This is a genomic window from Roseimicrobium gellanilyticum (assembly GCF_003315205.1).
Taxonomy (GTDB): Bacteria; Verrucomicrobiota; Verrucomicrobiia; order Verrucomicrobiales; family Verrucomicrobiaceae; genus Roseimicrobium; species Roseimicrobium gellanilyticum.
The window spans coordinates 1149670-1165326 of sequence record NZ_QNRR01000001.1 but is presented as its reverse complement, the minus strand read 5'-3'; the positions used below and the strand labels follow the sequence as shown (position 1 = coordinate 1165326).

At 60.6% G+C, this 15657-nt stretch carries 11 protein-coding genes; 5 read left to right on the top strand and 6 right to left on the bottom strand.

Annotated features, from left to right (window positions below):
- Nucleotides 1-204: 204 nt before the first annotated feature.
- The 3 genes from DES53_RS04815 to DES53_RS32785 all read right to left on the bottom strand — a co-directional run bounded on the left by DES53_RS04815 (nucleotide 205) and on the right by DES53_RS32785 (nucleotide 3633).
- On the bottom strand, nucleotides 205-1782 hold the full coding sequence (locus tag DES53_RS04815; RefSeq protein WP_113957041.1) for a DNA primase family protein: 1578 nt from the start codon (nucleotides 1780-1782) through the stop codon (nucleotides 205-207).
- A gap of 313 nt (nucleotides 1783-2095) precedes the next feature.
- Nucleotides 2096-3262, bottom strand: coding sequence for a hypothetical protein (locus DES53_RS04810; protein WP_113957040.1), 1167 nt, complete (start codon nucleotides 3260-3262; stop codon nucleotides 2096-2098).
- An 83-nt stretch (nucleotides 3263-3345) separates the two neighbouring features.
- Nucleotides 3346-3633 carry a helix-turn-helix domain-containing protein gene (locus DES53_RS32785; RefSeq protein WP_170156863.1) on the bottom strand — a complete coding sequence of 96 codons (288 nt, stop codon included), beginning with the start codon at nucleotides 3631-3633 and terminating at the stop codon, nucleotides 3346-3348.
- A gap of 153 nt (nucleotides 3634-3786) precedes the next feature.
- On the opposite strand from DES53_RS32785, the gene DES53_RS04800 reads away from it, so the two are divergent.
- The 3 genes from DES53_RS04800 to DES53_RS04790 all read left to right on the top strand — a co-directional run bounded on the left by DES53_RS04800 (nucleotide 3787) and on the right by DES53_RS04790 (nucleotide 8280).
- Nucleotides 3787-4467: a heavy metal response regulator transcription factor gene (locus DES53_RS04800; RefSeq protein ID WP_113957039.1), complete on the top strand. Its 681-nt coding sequence runs from the start codon at nucleotides 3787-3789 to the stop codon at nucleotides 4465-4467.
- A complete protein-coding gene (locus tag DES53_RS04795) occupies nucleotides 4460-5914 on the top strand; it encodes a heavy metal sensor histidine kinase (RefSeq protein ID WP_170156862.1) in 1455 nt (484 codons plus the stop codon). Before DES53_RS04800 ends, DES53_RS04795 begins: the two co-directional genes overlap by 8 nt.
- A 170-nt stretch (nucleotides 5915-6084) precedes the next feature.
- On the top strand, nucleotides 6085-8280 hold the full coding sequence (locus DES53_RS04790; protein WP_113957037.1) for a glycosyltransferase family 39 protein: 2196 nt from the start codon (nucleotides 6085-6087) through the stop codon (nucleotides 8278-8280).
- 329 nt (nucleotides 8281-8609) lie between these two features.
- Here the strand turns inward: DES53_RS04790 and DES53_RS04785 are convergent, their stop codons facing one another.
- Nucleotides 8610-9305: a response regulator transcription factor gene (locus tag DES53_RS04785; protein WP_113957036.1), complete on the bottom strand. Its 696-nt coding sequence runs from the start codon at nucleotides 9303-9305 to the stop codon at nucleotides 8610-8612.
- A gap of 525 nt (nucleotides 9306-9830) precedes the next feature.
- On the opposite strand from DES53_RS04785, the gene DES53_RS04780 reads away from it, so the two are divergent.
- Entirely contained in the window at nucleotides 9831-10532 is a 702-nt protein-coding gene (locus DES53_RS04780; protein ID WP_170156861.1) for an RNA polymerase sigma factor, read from the top strand.
- Between the two features lie 132 nt (nucleotides 10533-10664).
- Complete coding sequence (locus DES53_RS04775; protein WP_170156860.1) at nucleotides 10665-12989, top strand: serine/threonine-protein kinase; 2325 nt, start codon at nucleotides 10665-10667, stop codon at nucleotides 12987-12989.
- Nucleotides 12990-13235: 246 nt separating this feature from the next.
- Here the strand turns inward: DES53_RS04775 and DES53_RS04770 are convergent, their stop codons facing one another.
- Nucleotides 13236-13664: a cyclic nucleotide-binding domain-containing protein gene (locus DES53_RS04770; protein WP_113957033.1), complete on the bottom strand. Its 429-nt coding sequence runs from the start codon at nucleotides 13662-13664 to the stop codon at nucleotides 13236-13238.
- A 301-nt stretch (nucleotides 13665-13965) separates the two neighbouring features.
- Nucleotides 13966-15525: a type IV secretory system conjugative DNA transfer family protein gene (locus DES53_RS04765; protein ID WP_113957032.1), complete on the bottom strand. Its 1560-nt coding sequence runs from the start codon at nucleotides 15523-15525 to the stop codon at nucleotides 13966-13968.
- Between the last annotated feature and the right edge of the window lie 132 nt (nucleotides 15526-15657).

Here is a 15657-nt window from a genome sequence, read left to right as displayed (position 1 = left end):
CCCTCCGGGACAAATGCACCATTCCTAAACGCATCGTTGGCTACAGTCTTAGATAATGCTCTGGCCGGAAGTACTGGGCAGGGACTGGTTGGGAACCTCTCCCGTGACGACGGTGATGAATCTGACGCCGTTCCAAAAACTTTTTCTACAGCATTTCTCCGGGAGAAGTTTTTATACCACGGTCACATTTATCACTCCCGTCACTCACTCAAAAGGGTCTTGGGTGAAGGGGTCCAGTTCACTGCGTAAACGGAGTCCGCAAATGGCCTTGCCCTTGTTCGTGTGCTTCACGACATACCCACGGTCCTCCATCCGTTTGCGGAGAGATTGTTTGTTGAGCTGGGTGCGCCTGCCACTGTCGTCAGCCCACGTCTGGTACTTCTCATACAGCCCACTCAGCAGCACCTTCTCGTCGAGGTCCTGCACACGCACCGTCGCCTCCTGGAGGAACTCACCGAGCACGTCCGAATCCTCACGATAGGTCTCCGTGGCCTCCTGCACGGCGGGTGGCATGGGCAGGCCATGGGCGTGGTAGTGGGCCAGTCCACGCAGGCACCAGTTCAGGATGCCGGGGAGCTCCGTGAGCAGCTCCTCCGGGAGATTGTCGTTCTGCTGCTCTTTGGGGATGATGGTGGTGAAGGGCACCAGGCGCACGCGACGCCAGATGCCGCCGTCCGTCCCGGAGATGGTGGGGCGGTGATTGCCGAACATGACCAGCTTGCACGAAGGACGGAACTCAAAGAAGGGCTTGTAGAGATGCCGGGCACCGATGGTTTCCCCACCTGTGATGTCCTTCACGAGAGATTCATTGAGCCGCATGCTGTCGCTGACTTCCTGCCCCACCAACAGGCGCACACCGGGCAGTTTCGCGAGTTCACCCAGGGTGTTGTTGTCCGTGGGTTTTTCCGCGAGCATGCCATTCGCCTTCTGGCTGTAGCTGCTGCTGAGTGCGTAGAGCGTCTCCAGGAAGGTGGTCTTGCCATTCGCGCCGGAACCGTAGAGAAACCAGAAGCACTGCGCCTTGGTACTGCCGGTGAGCCAGTAGCCCGCGCTCACCTGCATGAAGTGGCGTACCTCCGGGTCGGGCAATACCCTCTCCACAAACGCCTCCCACTTCGGGCACGTCGCCGCAGCATCGTAGGAAACGCCGGCAGACTTCGTGATCATCATGTCGCGCTCGGCAGGATGGAAGGAGCAGTCGCGCAGATTCACCACGCCATTCTTCACACCGAGCAGGAAAAGGTCCGCATCCCACACGCTCATGTCGTCCAGGGACACACGCGGGTCTGAGCGGGCTGTCTTCAGCAGAGCGGTGAATCCCGCAAGCTCTCCCAGCTCCCGGCCGCGCTTCATGAGCTCCTTGCCCGTGGGGTAGCTGCACTCGGCCGCCTGCTGAAGGATTGTCTCGGAGAAATGCCGCGCCCGCTCCTGCATGCCTGCGCCCATGTCCGGCTCCCAGCGGGTGCCATCCCACTCAACCCACTGCCTCCTGCACCAGCAGAAGCGCACGTTTTCATGATGCAGGCTCAGAAACTCCAGCGCATTGCGATGGTCATTATACACGCCATCCGCAGCGTTGACGACGACCACACTTACGGCTCCATCGTTTTCCTCCGTGACTGGCACTGGCACCGGCACGGGCTCGGTGATGGTGAGCTTCTGTTGCTCACGTTCGCGGCGCTCCATTTCCTTCCCCCGTCGATAGGCGCGTGTGTTGCGCAGGTCGCGGGGATTGTTGGGGTCGGGCGGTGGGAGAGGGTCTGGTGTCGGAGGTGTCGTCATGGGAATGCGATGGGAAAAGGGGTGTGGGGAGTAGCACGTGAACGTCAGGAGAAAGATAGGGAAGCCGTGCCGAAGGCCTTGGACTGCGCGCAGCCTGCTGCCGCTTTCCAGAGTCCACAGCCTGCTGTGGCGATGGTGACATACGCTCGTGGCATGGCATCACCAGGAGAGCTTGGCGACTTCGTCGCGATGGATTGTGCAGCAGGCTGCACTTCAGAAAAGCGGCAGCAGGCTGCACGCAGTCCAGGGACGCTGCGCGTCACAGCGCCTGGATCATTCGCGTAAATTCCGCCTCTTAATGATGAGCACGACATCATGAGAGCAGGAAAATCGCATCGAGATACTCGCGCAAATCATCCGGTGCACGACGCACGCAGCCCTGGAAATGGATGTCATCATCAGGTGATGCATGCTGATATACCATGGAAACCACGTCTCCGAGGTCCTTGCAGGCGACGGGCAGGGGTATGGGCTCCAGTTGCACCTGCGCTCCGGCCCGCTCCAGCTCCAGCAGCCAGGCTCCCGCAGACTCCCACCCGGTGCTCCCGGCATCTGGGATGATGTGCACGCGTCTTCCCTGCAGCGCATGCAAGAGCTCTGCATCCCGCGCAAAGCGTGAGCTCGCACTCACCGCTGCGAGGCACGTCCAGTCCAGCGCATCCCGCGCCATCATGATGGAGGCGATGCCTTCCACCAACCCAATCACACCCTCCACGAGCAGCACGGGGCACGTGCTTCCGATGGCCCATTTCCTGCCGATGAAGGCGCCTTCGGAACCGGGAAGATTCTTTGCCTTGCTCTGCTGCCTGCCGCCCTGCACGGGGAGCAGACCACCATCGAAGCGTCGCGCCTGGGCGAATCTCCCCTCACCCATGATGAAGCAGTCGTGCCCCTCATAGTGCGCCTTCCCCAGCATCCCGGCACGTCTCACGAGCTCCACGGCGGCACACGGCACCTTGCGAAGGATGGCGATGCGGTCGCGGTCTTCATCCATGAGCGGAGAGATGGCGGGCCATGGGGGCGTGGGGCGCTCCTTTCTCGGGAGCGGCACCAGCTTGGTGCCCTCGGAAGCGTGGCTGGCTGCTGGCGTACGGCCATACGACTGAGGCTCCGCCCCTTTGGCTCCCGCCACCGGCACTGGGCCAGTGCCGCTCCTTGGACTGTCGGCCGTTTGGTGTGATGGGGTGTGATATTGCTCGCGGTCCCGGTCCCGGTTCAGCAAGTACCCCTCCGGCCGGTCCGCCTTCGCGCCATCCAGAATCTTGTGCCGCATCTCCTGCTGCGACCAGCGGGGGCGGGCATGCTTTTCGTTCCACTCTGCCAGCAGCTCCATGCCATCCGCCTCGCCCAGCGAGAATCCACGCATGAGGACCACCGCCACCTTGAACAGGGCTGCACTCCCTCCCTCCCCCTGCACCGAGTCCGGCATCCGGTCGATGTACATCCGCGCCCGTTCCTTCACTTTCCACTTCGGTTCCATAAGATGAAATAGGATGTTCTATCAGTTCTGGATATACCCATGCAGACATAGCTCCGCCCCGATGAGCTCCCGGCCCTTTTCACTTATCCCTTTTCACTTCCCCTCACCTCCACCACGGGCCTCAGCGCAGGCACTTCAGACTCGCGCAGCACCCGCTCCACCTCCTCTGGCGCATAGAGGATGCGGCCTCCACGCTTGAAATAGCTGATGCGCCGCGAGGTCCTCAGGCGGGCGAGCTGATTCTCACTCATGCCCAGCCGGGACATCGCCTGCGTCGTATCCAGCAGGTCCCGCGTTTCCTGCACACCGTGCTTCATCGTCTTCATCGCCATCGTGGAATCGTCAGCCTTGATTTGGTGACTATACACCATAACCCAAAGCCTCCCCGCGTCCAGTGTTTTACTCTCCAGACGCGAAAAAACACACTCCCGTCGAAACCCTGCTCCCAATAAAAACATTGGTACAACGGCCTCGATGCCGTACAAGATACCTCCACCGGCTCGCGACGCGTTGCCGGTGAACGCATGAAGATACTGATTGTGGAAGATGACCGACGCAGTCGCGATGCCCTCGCGAAGGGCCTGCGGGAGTCCGGCTACGTGGTGAACACCGCTGACAATGGGGATGCCGGTCTGCATGCGGCCCTGGACGGCGCGCACGATCTAATCGTGCTGGATGTCATGCTGCCCCAGATGGATGGCTGGCAGGTGCTGGAAAGAGTGCGCTCCAGGGGAATCAATGTCCCCGTCCTCTTCCTCACGGCGCGGGATGCCGTGCCTGACCGCGTGCGTGGACTGGAGCTGGGTGCGGATGACTACATGGTGAAACCCTTCGCATGGGTCGAGTTCCTGGCACGCGTCCGAACGCTCCTGCGCCGCTCGCCTGTCACCCGCTCGGAAATCATCAAGGTGGCCGACCTGGAACTGGACCTGCCACGCATGAAGGCCAAGCGTGAGGGGCACCTGATTGATCTCACGGCAAAGGAGTTCCAGCTCCTCAGCCTCCTCGCGAGGCGCATGGGGGAGGTCCTCTCCCGCACCACCATCGCAGAGCTGGTGTGGGACATCAATTTCACCACCGACTCCAATGCGGTGGACGTGGCCATGGGACGTCTCCGGCGCAAGGTGGATGAACCCTTCAAGAATCGCCTCATCCACACGCATCGCGGCTTGGGATACAGTCTGGAGGACCGTGGAGATGCCTGACCCGCCAGCGCCATCATCGCGGCCCAAGCGTGCCATTGGCCTGACCACGCGCCTTGTCGCAGGCTACATGCTGGTGGCACTCATCACCACCACCGCAGGCGCCATCTTCCTGTATCACGGCTTGCATGAAAGCTATGCGGAAGAGGACACCGAGTTTCTCAATACGCATATCAAGAGCCTGCGCGAGGAACTGGCCAAGCGTCCCACACCTCCGATGACGAAGGACATGATCGTCAACTCGTACAGCCATCGCAACATGGAGGCACAGTACGGTCAGATATCCACGCGGAGAGGGCAGGTCATGATGCAGTCACCCGGCTTCACGGACATCGTACCGGATGTCACCGCCTTCCCACCGCCTGTTTCGGAGCATGAGGACATCAAGGAAGCCAGATACTACCGGAAGTCGCCCACCTCTCCCCTGATGATGCTCACCTCTGCCATGGTGAGACGTGAGCAGACGGATGCGCTTTTCATTTACAGGGTGGCCCTGGACGTGAGTCACATCGAGGGATGGATGGCCGAATTCCGCAATCAGCTCATCGGCGTGGTGCTGGCTGGGACCACACTCTCCGGTCTGCTGGCATGGGTGCTGACCAGGCAGGGCCTGCGTCCGCTGCAGGATATCACGGCGGCCATGAGGCGCGTGGGAGCGAGCGGTCTGGATGGGCGTCTCGGGCACAATCCCTGGCCCAAGGAACTGGCAGCGACCGCAGACGAATTTGACCTCATGCTGGAGCGCCTGCGTGACTCCTTCATGCGGCTCTCCCGCTTCTCCGCCGATGCCGCTCACGAGTTCCGCACCCCGCTGAACAGCCTCATGATTTCCACCAGCCTCATGCTGTCCCACGACCGGGACAGCGAGGAATACCGCCAGGCGCTCACGGCAAACCTTGAACAGTATGAGCGGCTCAAGAGCATGGTGGACAGCCTGCTCTTCATCGCCCGTGCGGACAATGCCGAGACCGTACTCACCAAGTCGGACATCAACATGGTCACCCTCGGCACTGAGGTGCTGGATTTCTTCTCCGCACTGGCGGAAGATCGCGGCATCACGACCGAGGTCATTGGCAACGGTACCGCTTACGGCGATGCCACGCTGCTGAGGCTGGCCATTTCCAATCTGGTCTCCAATGCGTTGCGCCACACCGCAGCGGGTGGCCGGGTAAGCATCACCGTGGAGGAGTCTGCTGACACTTGCAGCATCGAAGTCTCCGACACCGGAGTAGGCATCGCGCCGGAGCATCTGCCGCGCTTGTTTGACCGGTTCTACCGGGTGGATGCCGCGCGCACGGCAGACGATGGGGAGAAAGGCGTGGGCCTCGGCCTCCCTCTCGTGAAGACCATCGCACAGTTGCACGGCGGCCTCGTGACCGCCAGCAGCACGCCAGGCAAGGGCACCACGATGCGCCTCACTGTGCCGAGGGCGCTGCGGGTGGAGGCGTAGAAGCATTCGCTTCGCTGGTGGGCGAGCTTGCATGCAGGCTGCTCGTTCTCCAAAAATCCGTCCCCGCCCATGACAGCTTTGTTACCCTGAGGTCACCTTTCAGTTAAATGACCCCGGTAGCGTGACTGGCGATTGCGAGATGTATCCGTCCGCATCCCCAGCCCTGAGCCATGTCTGCCCTGACGAATCTCGACGCGGTTATTTTCCACCTCATCAATCACACAGCGGCCAATGGCTTCCTGGATGCGGTGATGACCTTCATGAGTGGCAATGCCGCATTCTTCCCACTGCTGCTCGTGCTCAGCGTCTGCATCGTGCGCCAGGGAGGAGCGCGGGGGCTCGCCCTCGTTCTGGTCGCGGCGGCAGCCGTCCTCGCCGCGAGCAGTCTGGTGTGCGAACCCATGAAGGAGTACTTCGCCAGGCCGCGACCGGCGATGGTCCTTGCCGATGTGCGCATCGTTCATGGCAATGGCAGCGGCATGCACTCGATGCCTTCCTGCCACTCCATGAACTGGGGCGCGCTGGCGATGGTGGCATGGCTCTTCTGGAGGCGCTCGTGGATGTTCATGGTGCCGCTGGCCTTCCTTGTAGGCGTATCCCGAGTGTACCTCGGCGTGCACTATCCCTCGGATGTCGTGGTGGGCTGGCTCACGGGTGGCGCAATCGGAGCCGTAGTCACGGGGATGGCTCTGGGCATGTGGAGAGCGCTGGGACCCATTGCATTCCCTGCATGGTGGGCACACTCTCCTTCACTGTTGAAGCACAAAGAGCCCATCGTACTCGCGGAACCCAGACGCGCCTCCGCCATCACGTGGCGGAATGCGACCTTCCTGTTGCTCCTGTCACTGCTCGCCGGACGGCTTGCCTACATCGCCAGCGGCATCATCGAACTGAGCGAAGATGAAGCCTACCAGTGGATGTGGAGCCAGCGCCTGGACTGGGCCTACTACAGCAAGCCACCCTTGATCGCATGGGTGCAGTGGCTGGGCACCCATCTCTGGGGCAGCACGGCCTTTGGCGTGCGCTTCTTCTCTCCGGTGTTCGCGTTCATCTTCGGCGTGGTGGTGTGGCTCTTCCTGCGCAAGCGGACGGACGAACGCACGGCCTTCTGGGCCACGATGGTATTCGCTGCCACTCCCCTGTTCGCAGTGGGCGCCACGCTGCTCACCGTCGATGCACCCACAGTCTTCTTCTACACCACGTCCATCCTCGCCATGTGGATGGCGATGGAGGAGGACAGCACTGCATGGTGGGTCATGGCCGGAAGCGGCATGGCACTGGGGTTCCTGAGCAAGTTCTTCTCACCCTTTCTGTGGGTGGGTTTCTGCCTCTTCCTCGTGTGGACACCATCGTATCGCACACAACTCAAGCGGCCCGGTCCCTGGCTCGCCCTGTGCCTCATGGCGCTGGGAGTCGTGCCTGTCCTCATCTGGAACTCGGCGCACGGGTGGATCACCCTGACGCATCTGCAGGAGCGCGGTGGGCTTGACCGTCCCGCGTCGTTCAACCCGGCAAGCCTCACGGAGTTTGCAGGCGCAGTGACCGTGTTGCTCAATCCCGTGTTCTTCCTCTCCGTCCTCGCCGCCTTGTGGGGATTCATCCGGCTCAAGGACAAGCCTGCGCTGTGGAAGTTCCTCTTCTGCGCCAGCGTCCCTGTCTTCGTCTTCTACCTTTTCCTGGCATGCCGGGCCAAGGCCCAGCCAAACTGGATTGCACCCGCCGCGCCTGCGCTGTTCCTGCTGGCCATCCTGTGGTGGCATCACCGTTCGCTGGGCAATCCAAAGGTGGCGCAACGCTGGCTGGCAGCAGGCGTTGTCCTCGGCCTGCCCGTGGTGGCCATCCTTCATGAGACGCACCTTCTGCACAAGGCCTTTGGAGTGACGCTCAATGCCAAAAATGACCCACTCGTGCGTGTACGAGGCGGCTCGGATCTCGCTCACCTCGTGGAGGACCAGCGGGCCAGGCTGGAGAAGGATGGCGCTCCAGTCTTCATCATTGCCGACCACTACGGCCGCGCCAGCCTGCTGAACTTCTACCTGCCTGAAGCCCGCCATATGCTGCCGGATGGGCAGTTGGTCTATGTGCAGAGCTCAGAGCGCCCGCAGAACCAGTACTGGTTCTGGCCGTCCTACGAACATCTCACGGGAGAGAATGCGCTCTTTGTCATGCACTCATCGAACGAGCGCAGGGCTCCGAAGCGATTGCGCGCAGAGTTTGAATCCGTCGAGAGCCTTGGCGTGTTCAAGGTCCATTGGGGCAAGGAAGTCTGCGACCACGTGCAGCTCTTCGCATGCCATAAGAAGCGAGCCATCGAAGACCACGCAGCACATCTCGCGGGGAAAGCGTCGGGTGCCGACCACAGCTGAGATAGCCCGCCGCTATCATATCACCAAGACCACACCGGTGACCGCCAGAGACTCCCTCGGTTCCACACTCTCACTGGTGGGACAACGAGCGAATTTGTGCACTGACAAGCTCCTGACAAGAACATGACAAAATGGTTAGTGTTCCTGCCGCGCGTCCATCCTCGGACGCTTATCCTTTCATACAGGATACTCCTATTGAGCCCTTGTGCAATAGACTGACTTCGAATGCACATCCGCGAGGCAGTTCCAGGCCGAAGGTCTTCAGGAAGGCAGAACATTCCACCCCACGTCAGTCTACTGAGCAAGCCTCAATAGATGCATCGCCATGCTCAGGCGGATTCTTTGAGATTCTGCAGGTCTCGCGCCAGCTTCACCACTTCGTTGCTGTCCTCCGCCCTCAGCTTCCGCTTGATGTGAGCACGATGGGTCTCAATGGTTTTGATACTGAGACAAAGCCGTTCGGCGATTTCCCGCGTGCCCAATCCCTGGCCAATGGCACGGAACACTTCCAGCTCGCGGTCTGACAGCATACGCAGATAGGAATCTCCCAGGTCTTCGCCGGAGTGAATCGCCTTGAACACAAGCCGGTCGCTGAAGCGCTGGCTGACATACAGGCCGTGGCTGGAGATGCGCTGCAAGGCAGTCCCCAGCTCGGTGATGCTCTCATCCTTGCGGAGGTATCCCTTGGCCCCGGCACGCAGTGCGCGAAGGGCGTAGTTGGACTCATCGTACATGGACACCACCAGCACCGTCAGCCCCGGTTCCTCACTCAACATCATCTTGGTGAGTTCCACCCCATCGCATCCCGGCAGGGAGATATCCATGAGCACAATGTCCGGTTTGGTGCGTCGGAAAATCTCCAGTGCCGTCATGCCGTCTCCTGCCTCTCCGCTGACTTCGAACCCTCCCAGCTGCTTCAGCAGCCGGACCATGCCGTAGCGGAAAGCAGGGTGATCGTCGACAATCAGCACCTTCCGAACGCTGACGGGGTTCGTCACAGGAGGAGAAATCGTCTCAAAGGTCATACGGAATGCGTGTCAGGCCAGATACTGAGTCGCTGTTCCGGTCCATCTTGCGTGCATCCGGTCACGTCACTTTCACCGACAAAAACCGACGTGCATTTTGCACTTTCAGTGCATCCGAAGCATCGGGAGCCATAAACCATGGTTTCTCGATAAGGACCTGTTTTTCACCATCGATATCCCGATGCGTGCAATTTCGATACGGGGACATCGTTCTGCATTTTTCCACACTTCTCCATCCCCGAGTCAGCCATCCTCCGCCCGTCCCCACTAAGGAGTCGGCATCCCACTGGCCTTGCAAAGGACTCCGGGGCGGCATGCAAGCGTTTGATTTGTCACATCCTGCAAAGAATTAATCCCAACTCATCCGTGCATTTCCTCCAAATTTGGCGCAGGGATTGCACCGTGGCCAAATTTCTCTTATAACTGGCTTCTCAGCCACCCCACGGTCTCCGTATGACGAAGTCAGAAGCCGAAATCGCTCTCTCCCAGGTCACCGAAAAGCCAGCGGCGCAAGGGGGCAAAAGCATGCCCGAAACCCGCTGGAGCCTGGTGCAAAAGGTGAAGGAGCAGGATGACCAGAAGGCCAAGGTCGCACTGGGTGAACTCATGAAAATCTACTGGGACCCCCTTCGCGCCTTTGCCTTGGGCCGGGGTGAATCCCTCTCCGATGTGGATGATGCGGTGCAGGGCTTCTACGAGATGCTCATCACCCGTGGCTCCATGCTGACGGTGAATCAAGACCGCGGCCGCCTCCGTTCGTTCCTGCGGGCCTCGTTCGAGCGCTATCTCATTGACCAGTGGGACAAGCGTTCTGCAGCGAAGCGCGGCGGTGGACGCCATCACCTCTCCCTGGAACAGGAGGAGGAAGAGCACCACCAGATCAAGGAGCTCTCCCACGACATGACGCCGGAGCGCATCTTCGAGCGCCGGTGGGTGCTCACCCTTCTCGCGCGCGTGATGGAGGCCCTGCGGGCAAACTATGCCAGCCGTGGCAAGGAGGACATCTACGAGGCTCTCAAGGGCGCACTCGAATGGCAGAGCACCGACTTCAGCTATGCCGAGGCCGGTGGGAAAATCGGCATGAACGAGAATGCGGTGAAGCAGGCCGTCTTTCGCATGCGCAAGAAATTCGGAGAACTGCTGCGGTGGGAGGTGGCCGAGACGGTGAGCGACCCTGCCGATGTGGATGCGGAACTGCGTGAACTTCTCAATGCCTTGGGCAACTGACCCGGGGCACCCTCGACACACCTCCCCTTTCTCCCTCCCGAGCCGGTAATGGCAAGCTGCAGCAAGTGCGACTTCAACTATGACCCGGCTACAGTCCCTGGAGGACTGTGCCCCCGGTGTCTGCTGTTGGGCATGCACGATTCGCGCTTCGAGTCTCCCCCGGACCTCGATGAGGACGAGGACATCCCGCCCCCTCAGCAGGGCAAAGGACCCGCCAAGTCCCTGGAAGATGACGAACTGGCCGCCGAGCTGCCCAACTTCGAACTCGTGGAGCGCCTGGGAAAGGGCGGCATGGGCGTGGTGTGGAAGGCGCGGGAACGTGTGCTGAACCGCCACGTGGCCATCAAGCTGCTGCACAATGTGAAGAACGACGCAGCCTTCGTGGAGCGCTTCACCCGCGAGGCCTGCGTCATGGCGCAGCTCAATCATCCGAACATTGTCACGCTTTACAGCTTCGGCCGCACCCGCTCGAATCACTGCTACCTCGTCATGGAGATGGTGGATGGCGCGGACCTCGCGGACCTGATGTCCCACCACCGCCTGGATGTCCCCACAGCACTCACGATTGTCCACGACATCTGCGGAGCACTGGGCCATGCGCATGAGGCTGGCTTCGTGCATCGTGACATCAAGCCCGGCAACGTGCTCATTGACATGCATGGCCGCGTCAAGGTCGCGGACTTCGGTCTCGCCAGGCTCACACGTCTGGAAAACAAGGACACTCTCGCCATCACGAAGCAGGGTTGGGCGGTGGGCACACCCCACTACACCGCACCTGAGCAGGCCAATGGACGCGGCGATGAAGACCATCGTGCCGACATCTACAGCCTTGGCGTGATGCTTTACCAGATGCTCACGGGCGAGTTGCCCATCGGCATCTTTCGTCCCCCATCCCTCAAGGAGAAAATCGACAGGCGGCTCGACAAGGTGGTGCTGCGTGCACTGCAAGAGGAGCCGGAGAAGCGCTATCAGGACATCGAGGAATTCAGCGCCGAAGTGCAGACCATTCGCGAGGACGTGGACCCCGTGTTGTTGGAGGAGCGCAAGGAGGCACGCTACGCCACGCGGTGGAAGCAGCGCCTGGAAATGGCCCTCGCCATCTCCCTCTCCCTCGTGCTGGGTACCATGGGCGCCTGGTTCGTCAGGGACTGGATGGAATCGCCGGGGCAGAAGAAAGCTGATACGACTGGCGCACCACTGCCAGATGGCGGCGTGACCACCATGCGCTTCACGCCTGAAAACGGAAGCACCGGCCCCGCTATCACGCGTGAAGTGCGCATCCAGCCGCCCTCCTTGTCCAAGGGCAGCCTCTTCGGACGCAGCGTGAGTGTGAAGGAGGACTGGCTCGCCGTGGGTGCTCCGAATGATGTCTCCCAAAGCGGCCGCGACTATGGCGCCGTCTATCTCTACAAGCGGGATGAGCAGGGCGAATGGTCCCTGAAGCAGTGCCTGCCCAATCCCCATCCCGGACTTGGCTGCCGCTTCGGTCATGAGGTCGCGCTTTGCAGCGGCCGTCTCGTGGTGGCCTCCCCCCGCCACCCCAAGGCTTCCAAAGGCATGGGCACGGTCGACATGTATGAGTACCATGTACCTTCGGGACGCTGGCGCCCGGCGGGCAATGAAATCCCCCTGCTCGAATCCCCTGCACTGGGTGTGGAGGTCCTGGCGTGCAAGGGCCGCTACCTCGCCATGGAATCCCAAGGCGGATTCCATGCCGACTCCCCCGCCACCAAGGTCCATCTCTACTCCCCTGCTCCAGGAGCTCTCACCGCCGGTCACACGGAAATCACCGGCCTGAGTGACCTCTCCGCGTCCACCGACGCAGCGCTGATCAACGAGAGGGAATTCATCACCAGCCAGATGCCCTCAGAGCACAACTCCGGCTCCCCCACCCTGCTGCATGTCATGCAGAAAGACGGCGCCTGGCAGTCCCAGCCCTTGATGGGTCCCATGCCTGAATCCGGGGCCCCACCTCCGGGGAACTTCCAGAGCGTGGCCGCCACGGATTCGCTGGTCGTTGCCGGCAGCCCCAAGTGGAATCATCTCACCGGCCTTGTCTGGGTGCTGCGCAGGGATGCCACAGGCGGATTCACCCACGAGGCCTACATCCGCCCAGAGGCCTCGCAGGGGTCGGGAGAGTTTGGCAAATCCGTGGCGGCAACCGGCCAATGGCTCGCCGTGGGGGCTGACCATTGCGTGGTGGCGGACGCGCACCGGGGGGCCGTGAGCATCTTCAAGAAAGGCGAAGGTGCTGGGAGTGGCTGGGACAGGCATTTCTACATCCCCGCCGCTTCACGCAGTGGGGCTGCTGCCTTTGGCTACAGTCTCGCCCTCACACCACAATGGGTTGCCGTGGGCGCGCCCAACTCAGGCATGGCAGAATCCATGGACCCCGCAGACATGGACACCGCCACGGGCGCCGTCTTTGTCTACGAATTCTCGCAGCCGCTGCCGTGAACCCAAAGGCATCGAAGGGATGTCACAGGCCTAGGAGCACAGGAGCGAGCCATGCTCCATGCGGCTATGGCAATAGTTTCACACCTACACCCACATCCTCAAGTGCCTCTCAGGCGCAGTCTCCGAATCTCCGAATCTCCGAATCTCCGAATCTCCGAATCTCCGAATCTCCGAATCTCCGAATCTCCGAATCTCCGTGTCTCCGTGTCTCCGTGTCTCCGTGTCTCCGTGTCTTCCTCCCCGCCCCTACACCATGTCCACGTACTTCTGGTTCAGTTGACGCAGGCGCTTGGCCAGCACCTCACAGATGCGCGTGACGAGACGATAGGCCACCTTGGGCCGCACTTCGTGCATGCGCTCCAGATTCTCCTGCGTCGCGCGCCACACCTCCACATCCGTCAGCGCCTTCACTGTGGCGCTGGAAGGACCCGGATCAAAGATGCTCATCTCACCGATGGAACCGGTCTGGGGAATTTCCGCAATGAGACGCGGACCGTGGTCACCCTTCTTGGTCACCTCCACTGAACCCTTCAGAACCAGGTACAGGTATTTGTTCGCCTCGTTTTCCTCGATGATGACCTCACCCGCCACGTAGTGCCGGGCCTCTCCAAAGATGGAAAGCTGGGCGACGTCTTCCGGAGGGAAATTGCTGAGCAGTGGAGAGAGGGAGGCCATGATGGGAATGAGTTGTAGAGAGCAGAATCTCCGGGTTCAATGAATCGATTCCACTGGATACTTGCCTTGGGATTCTTTTCGTCAACTGGCAGCATCGTTGGAAGCCATGCGCCGGTCAGTCAATTCATGCCACAAAAAGCAGGTTTCGGGAATACACCTGTCCGCGCCAGTTTCACACGAACGTCTGAAACTGGGACGCACAGAGTGCTGTCTGCACACTGATTCGGCAAATACTGCGGGCAGGTTACGCTGCCGGGCATGAAGCAGGAAATCTTTACCTCGCTCCACGTGCACCGGCCTCTTACTTCCACCAATCCGGAATCTTGCCCGCACCGTCCATCGGGGGAATGCGCATTTTCACCTTGTCCTTGGACGGATGCACAATCCACGCAGTCGCATCCCCCATCTTCATGAGTTCGCCGGGCTGCACTTCATAGTCCCATTCCTTGTTCACGGTCTTGCTGGCGTTGCTGCCAAACAAGCCTGAACTCTTCGACACCTTCTTCTGCTCCACCTTGGCGATGAACTCTGCCACGGCCAGGGCGCCCTCAGGGTCGGGTTGACGGAAGGCAATACGCGAACGGCAGTTCAGCGTGAGCACCTGCGCCTTCTCCTTGGTCAGCACAGGGAAGAGCGAGGCATCCGACTGCATGCCCAGGATGAGGCAGCAGTTCGCGGCACGCAGACGGTCAATCACGTTGTGGTCAGAGATACCATCTTCGTTCGCCGTGGCCAGCGCCTGGAATTCGTCCAGCACCGCCAGCAACAGGTTCTCGCCCTTGCGCTGCGCCTTCGGCTTGTCGAAGCGCATCATCGCATGCGTGTAGAAGAGCAGCTTGATGTAGGTATTGATGTAACGACGCTCCGTCTGGAAGGTCTGCGGCATGGCAGTGCAGAGCACCCGCCCCTTGTCCACGTCCGAAATCTCAATCGTATTCGGTTCATCGGAACAGAAGACCTCAGCCACGTCCGCGTCCATGAAGAATCCGAGATACACCTTGATGGTACCGATGATACCTTCCTTCTGCTCAGCCGCGGCAGCGGAGAGGAAGGTCTGGTCAAAGTACTTCGCAAGACGGATGCGGTCTTCATTGCTGTCAGCATCCAGCAATTCTTCGAACAAGCTCTCCATGGTCCCCTTGTCGCACAAGCACAGGTACACACGCTTGAGGTTTACAGGCTTGCCAAGCGTCTCAAGCAATTCACACGCGGAGGTGATGGCCTGTTGCGCCGCGGGTTTGAAGAAGGAGCTCTGCTCACCACCCGTTACCGAGGCACCCGTGTCCACCAGGTTCTTGGCATGCGTGTTGTAGGGCAGTCGCTTGTCTGAGATGAGGTTGTAGCGCTGCTTGGGTTTCCAGTCCGTCATCCCACGCTCAGGTCGCACTTCCAGCACGCAGATGGCCTCCGGTCTGCCGTGACCCTTCGCGTGCTCGATGGCGGTGAAATGTTCGTCACCCTTTGCACCCAGCACCAGGCCACCCCAGTTGGGCCGGGCCACGCTGATTTGGTGCAGCAGTGGATTGAATCCGGAGGTCGTCTTACCCACCCCCGTGTCCCCCGTAATGAGCCAGTGACGTGTAAACTCGCCCGGCTTCCACTTGAGGTGCTTGTACCTCACAATGTACTCCTCCTTTTTGAAGAATCCGGGGTTCCACCGCAAAACCACCAACGCAAGAAGAAGAGCCCCCGCAGCCGCACCCACCGGCTGCGCCACGGACACCACCTTCGCAGTGGCCACTTCTCTCACGTACATCGATTTGCCATCCACGACGCCTTGATAACCTTCGAACTGCAGGGCGTACCAAAAGCCGGCGAGGGCGATTGCGGCGGCGATGAGGAGACGGAATAGTGCTAACATGGGATGTTCAGGGAAGACGCAAGTTGCTGAAGTGAAATGAGGTGACTAGCCATTCTTATTCCACGGGGCACCGAAATCGCGCTGTGCTCATTGGGCTTTCAATGCCGTGGGACGTGTGAGTCCGTCCGGCAT

Bases quoted from the DNA above. Each gene is read 5' to 3' on its own strand.
- DES53_RS04815 (WP_113957041.1), bottom strand. From the start codon at position 1,782: ATGACGACACCTCCGACACCAGACCCTCTCCCACCGCCCGACCCCAAC.
- DES53_RS04810 (WP_113957040.1), bottom strand. From the start codon at position 3,262: ATGGAACCGAAGTGGAAAGTGAAGGAACGGGCGCGGATGTACATCGAC.
- DES53_RS32785 (WP_170156863.1), bottom strand. From the start codon at position 3,633: ATGGTGTATAGTCACCAAATCAAGGCTGACGATTCCACGATGGCGATG.
- DES53_RS04800 (WP_113957039.1), top strand. From the start codon at position 3,787: ATGAAGATACTGATTGTGGAAGATGACCGACGCAGTCGCGATGCCCTC.
- DES53_RS04795 (WP_170156862.1), top strand. From the start codon at position 4,460: ATGCCTGACCCGCCAGCGCCATCATCGCGGCCCAAGCGTGCCATTGGC.
- DES53_RS04790 (WP_113957037.1), top strand. From the start codon at position 6,085: ATGTCTGCCCTGACGAATCTCGACGCGGTTATTTTCCACCTCATCAAT.
- DES53_RS04785 (WP_113957036.1), bottom strand. From the start codon at position 9,305: ATGACCTTTGAGACGATTTCTCCTCCTGTGACGAACCCCGTCAGCGTT.
- DES53_RS04780 (WP_170156861.1), top strand. From the start codon at position 9,831: ATGCCCGAAACCCGCTGGAGCCTGGTGCAAAAGGTGAAGGAGCAGGAT.
- DES53_RS04775 (WP_170156860.1), top strand. From the start codon at position 10,665: ATGCACGATTCGCGCTTCGAGTCTCCCCCGGACCTCGATGAGGACGAG.
- DES53_RS04770 (WP_113957033.1), bottom strand. From the start codon at position 13,664: ATGGCCTCCCTCTCTCCACTGCTCAGCAATTTCCCTCCGGAAGACGTC.
- DES53_RS04765 (WP_113957032.1), bottom strand. From the start codon at position 15,525: ATGTTAGCACTATTCCGTCTCCTCATCGCCGCCGCAATCGCCCTCGCC.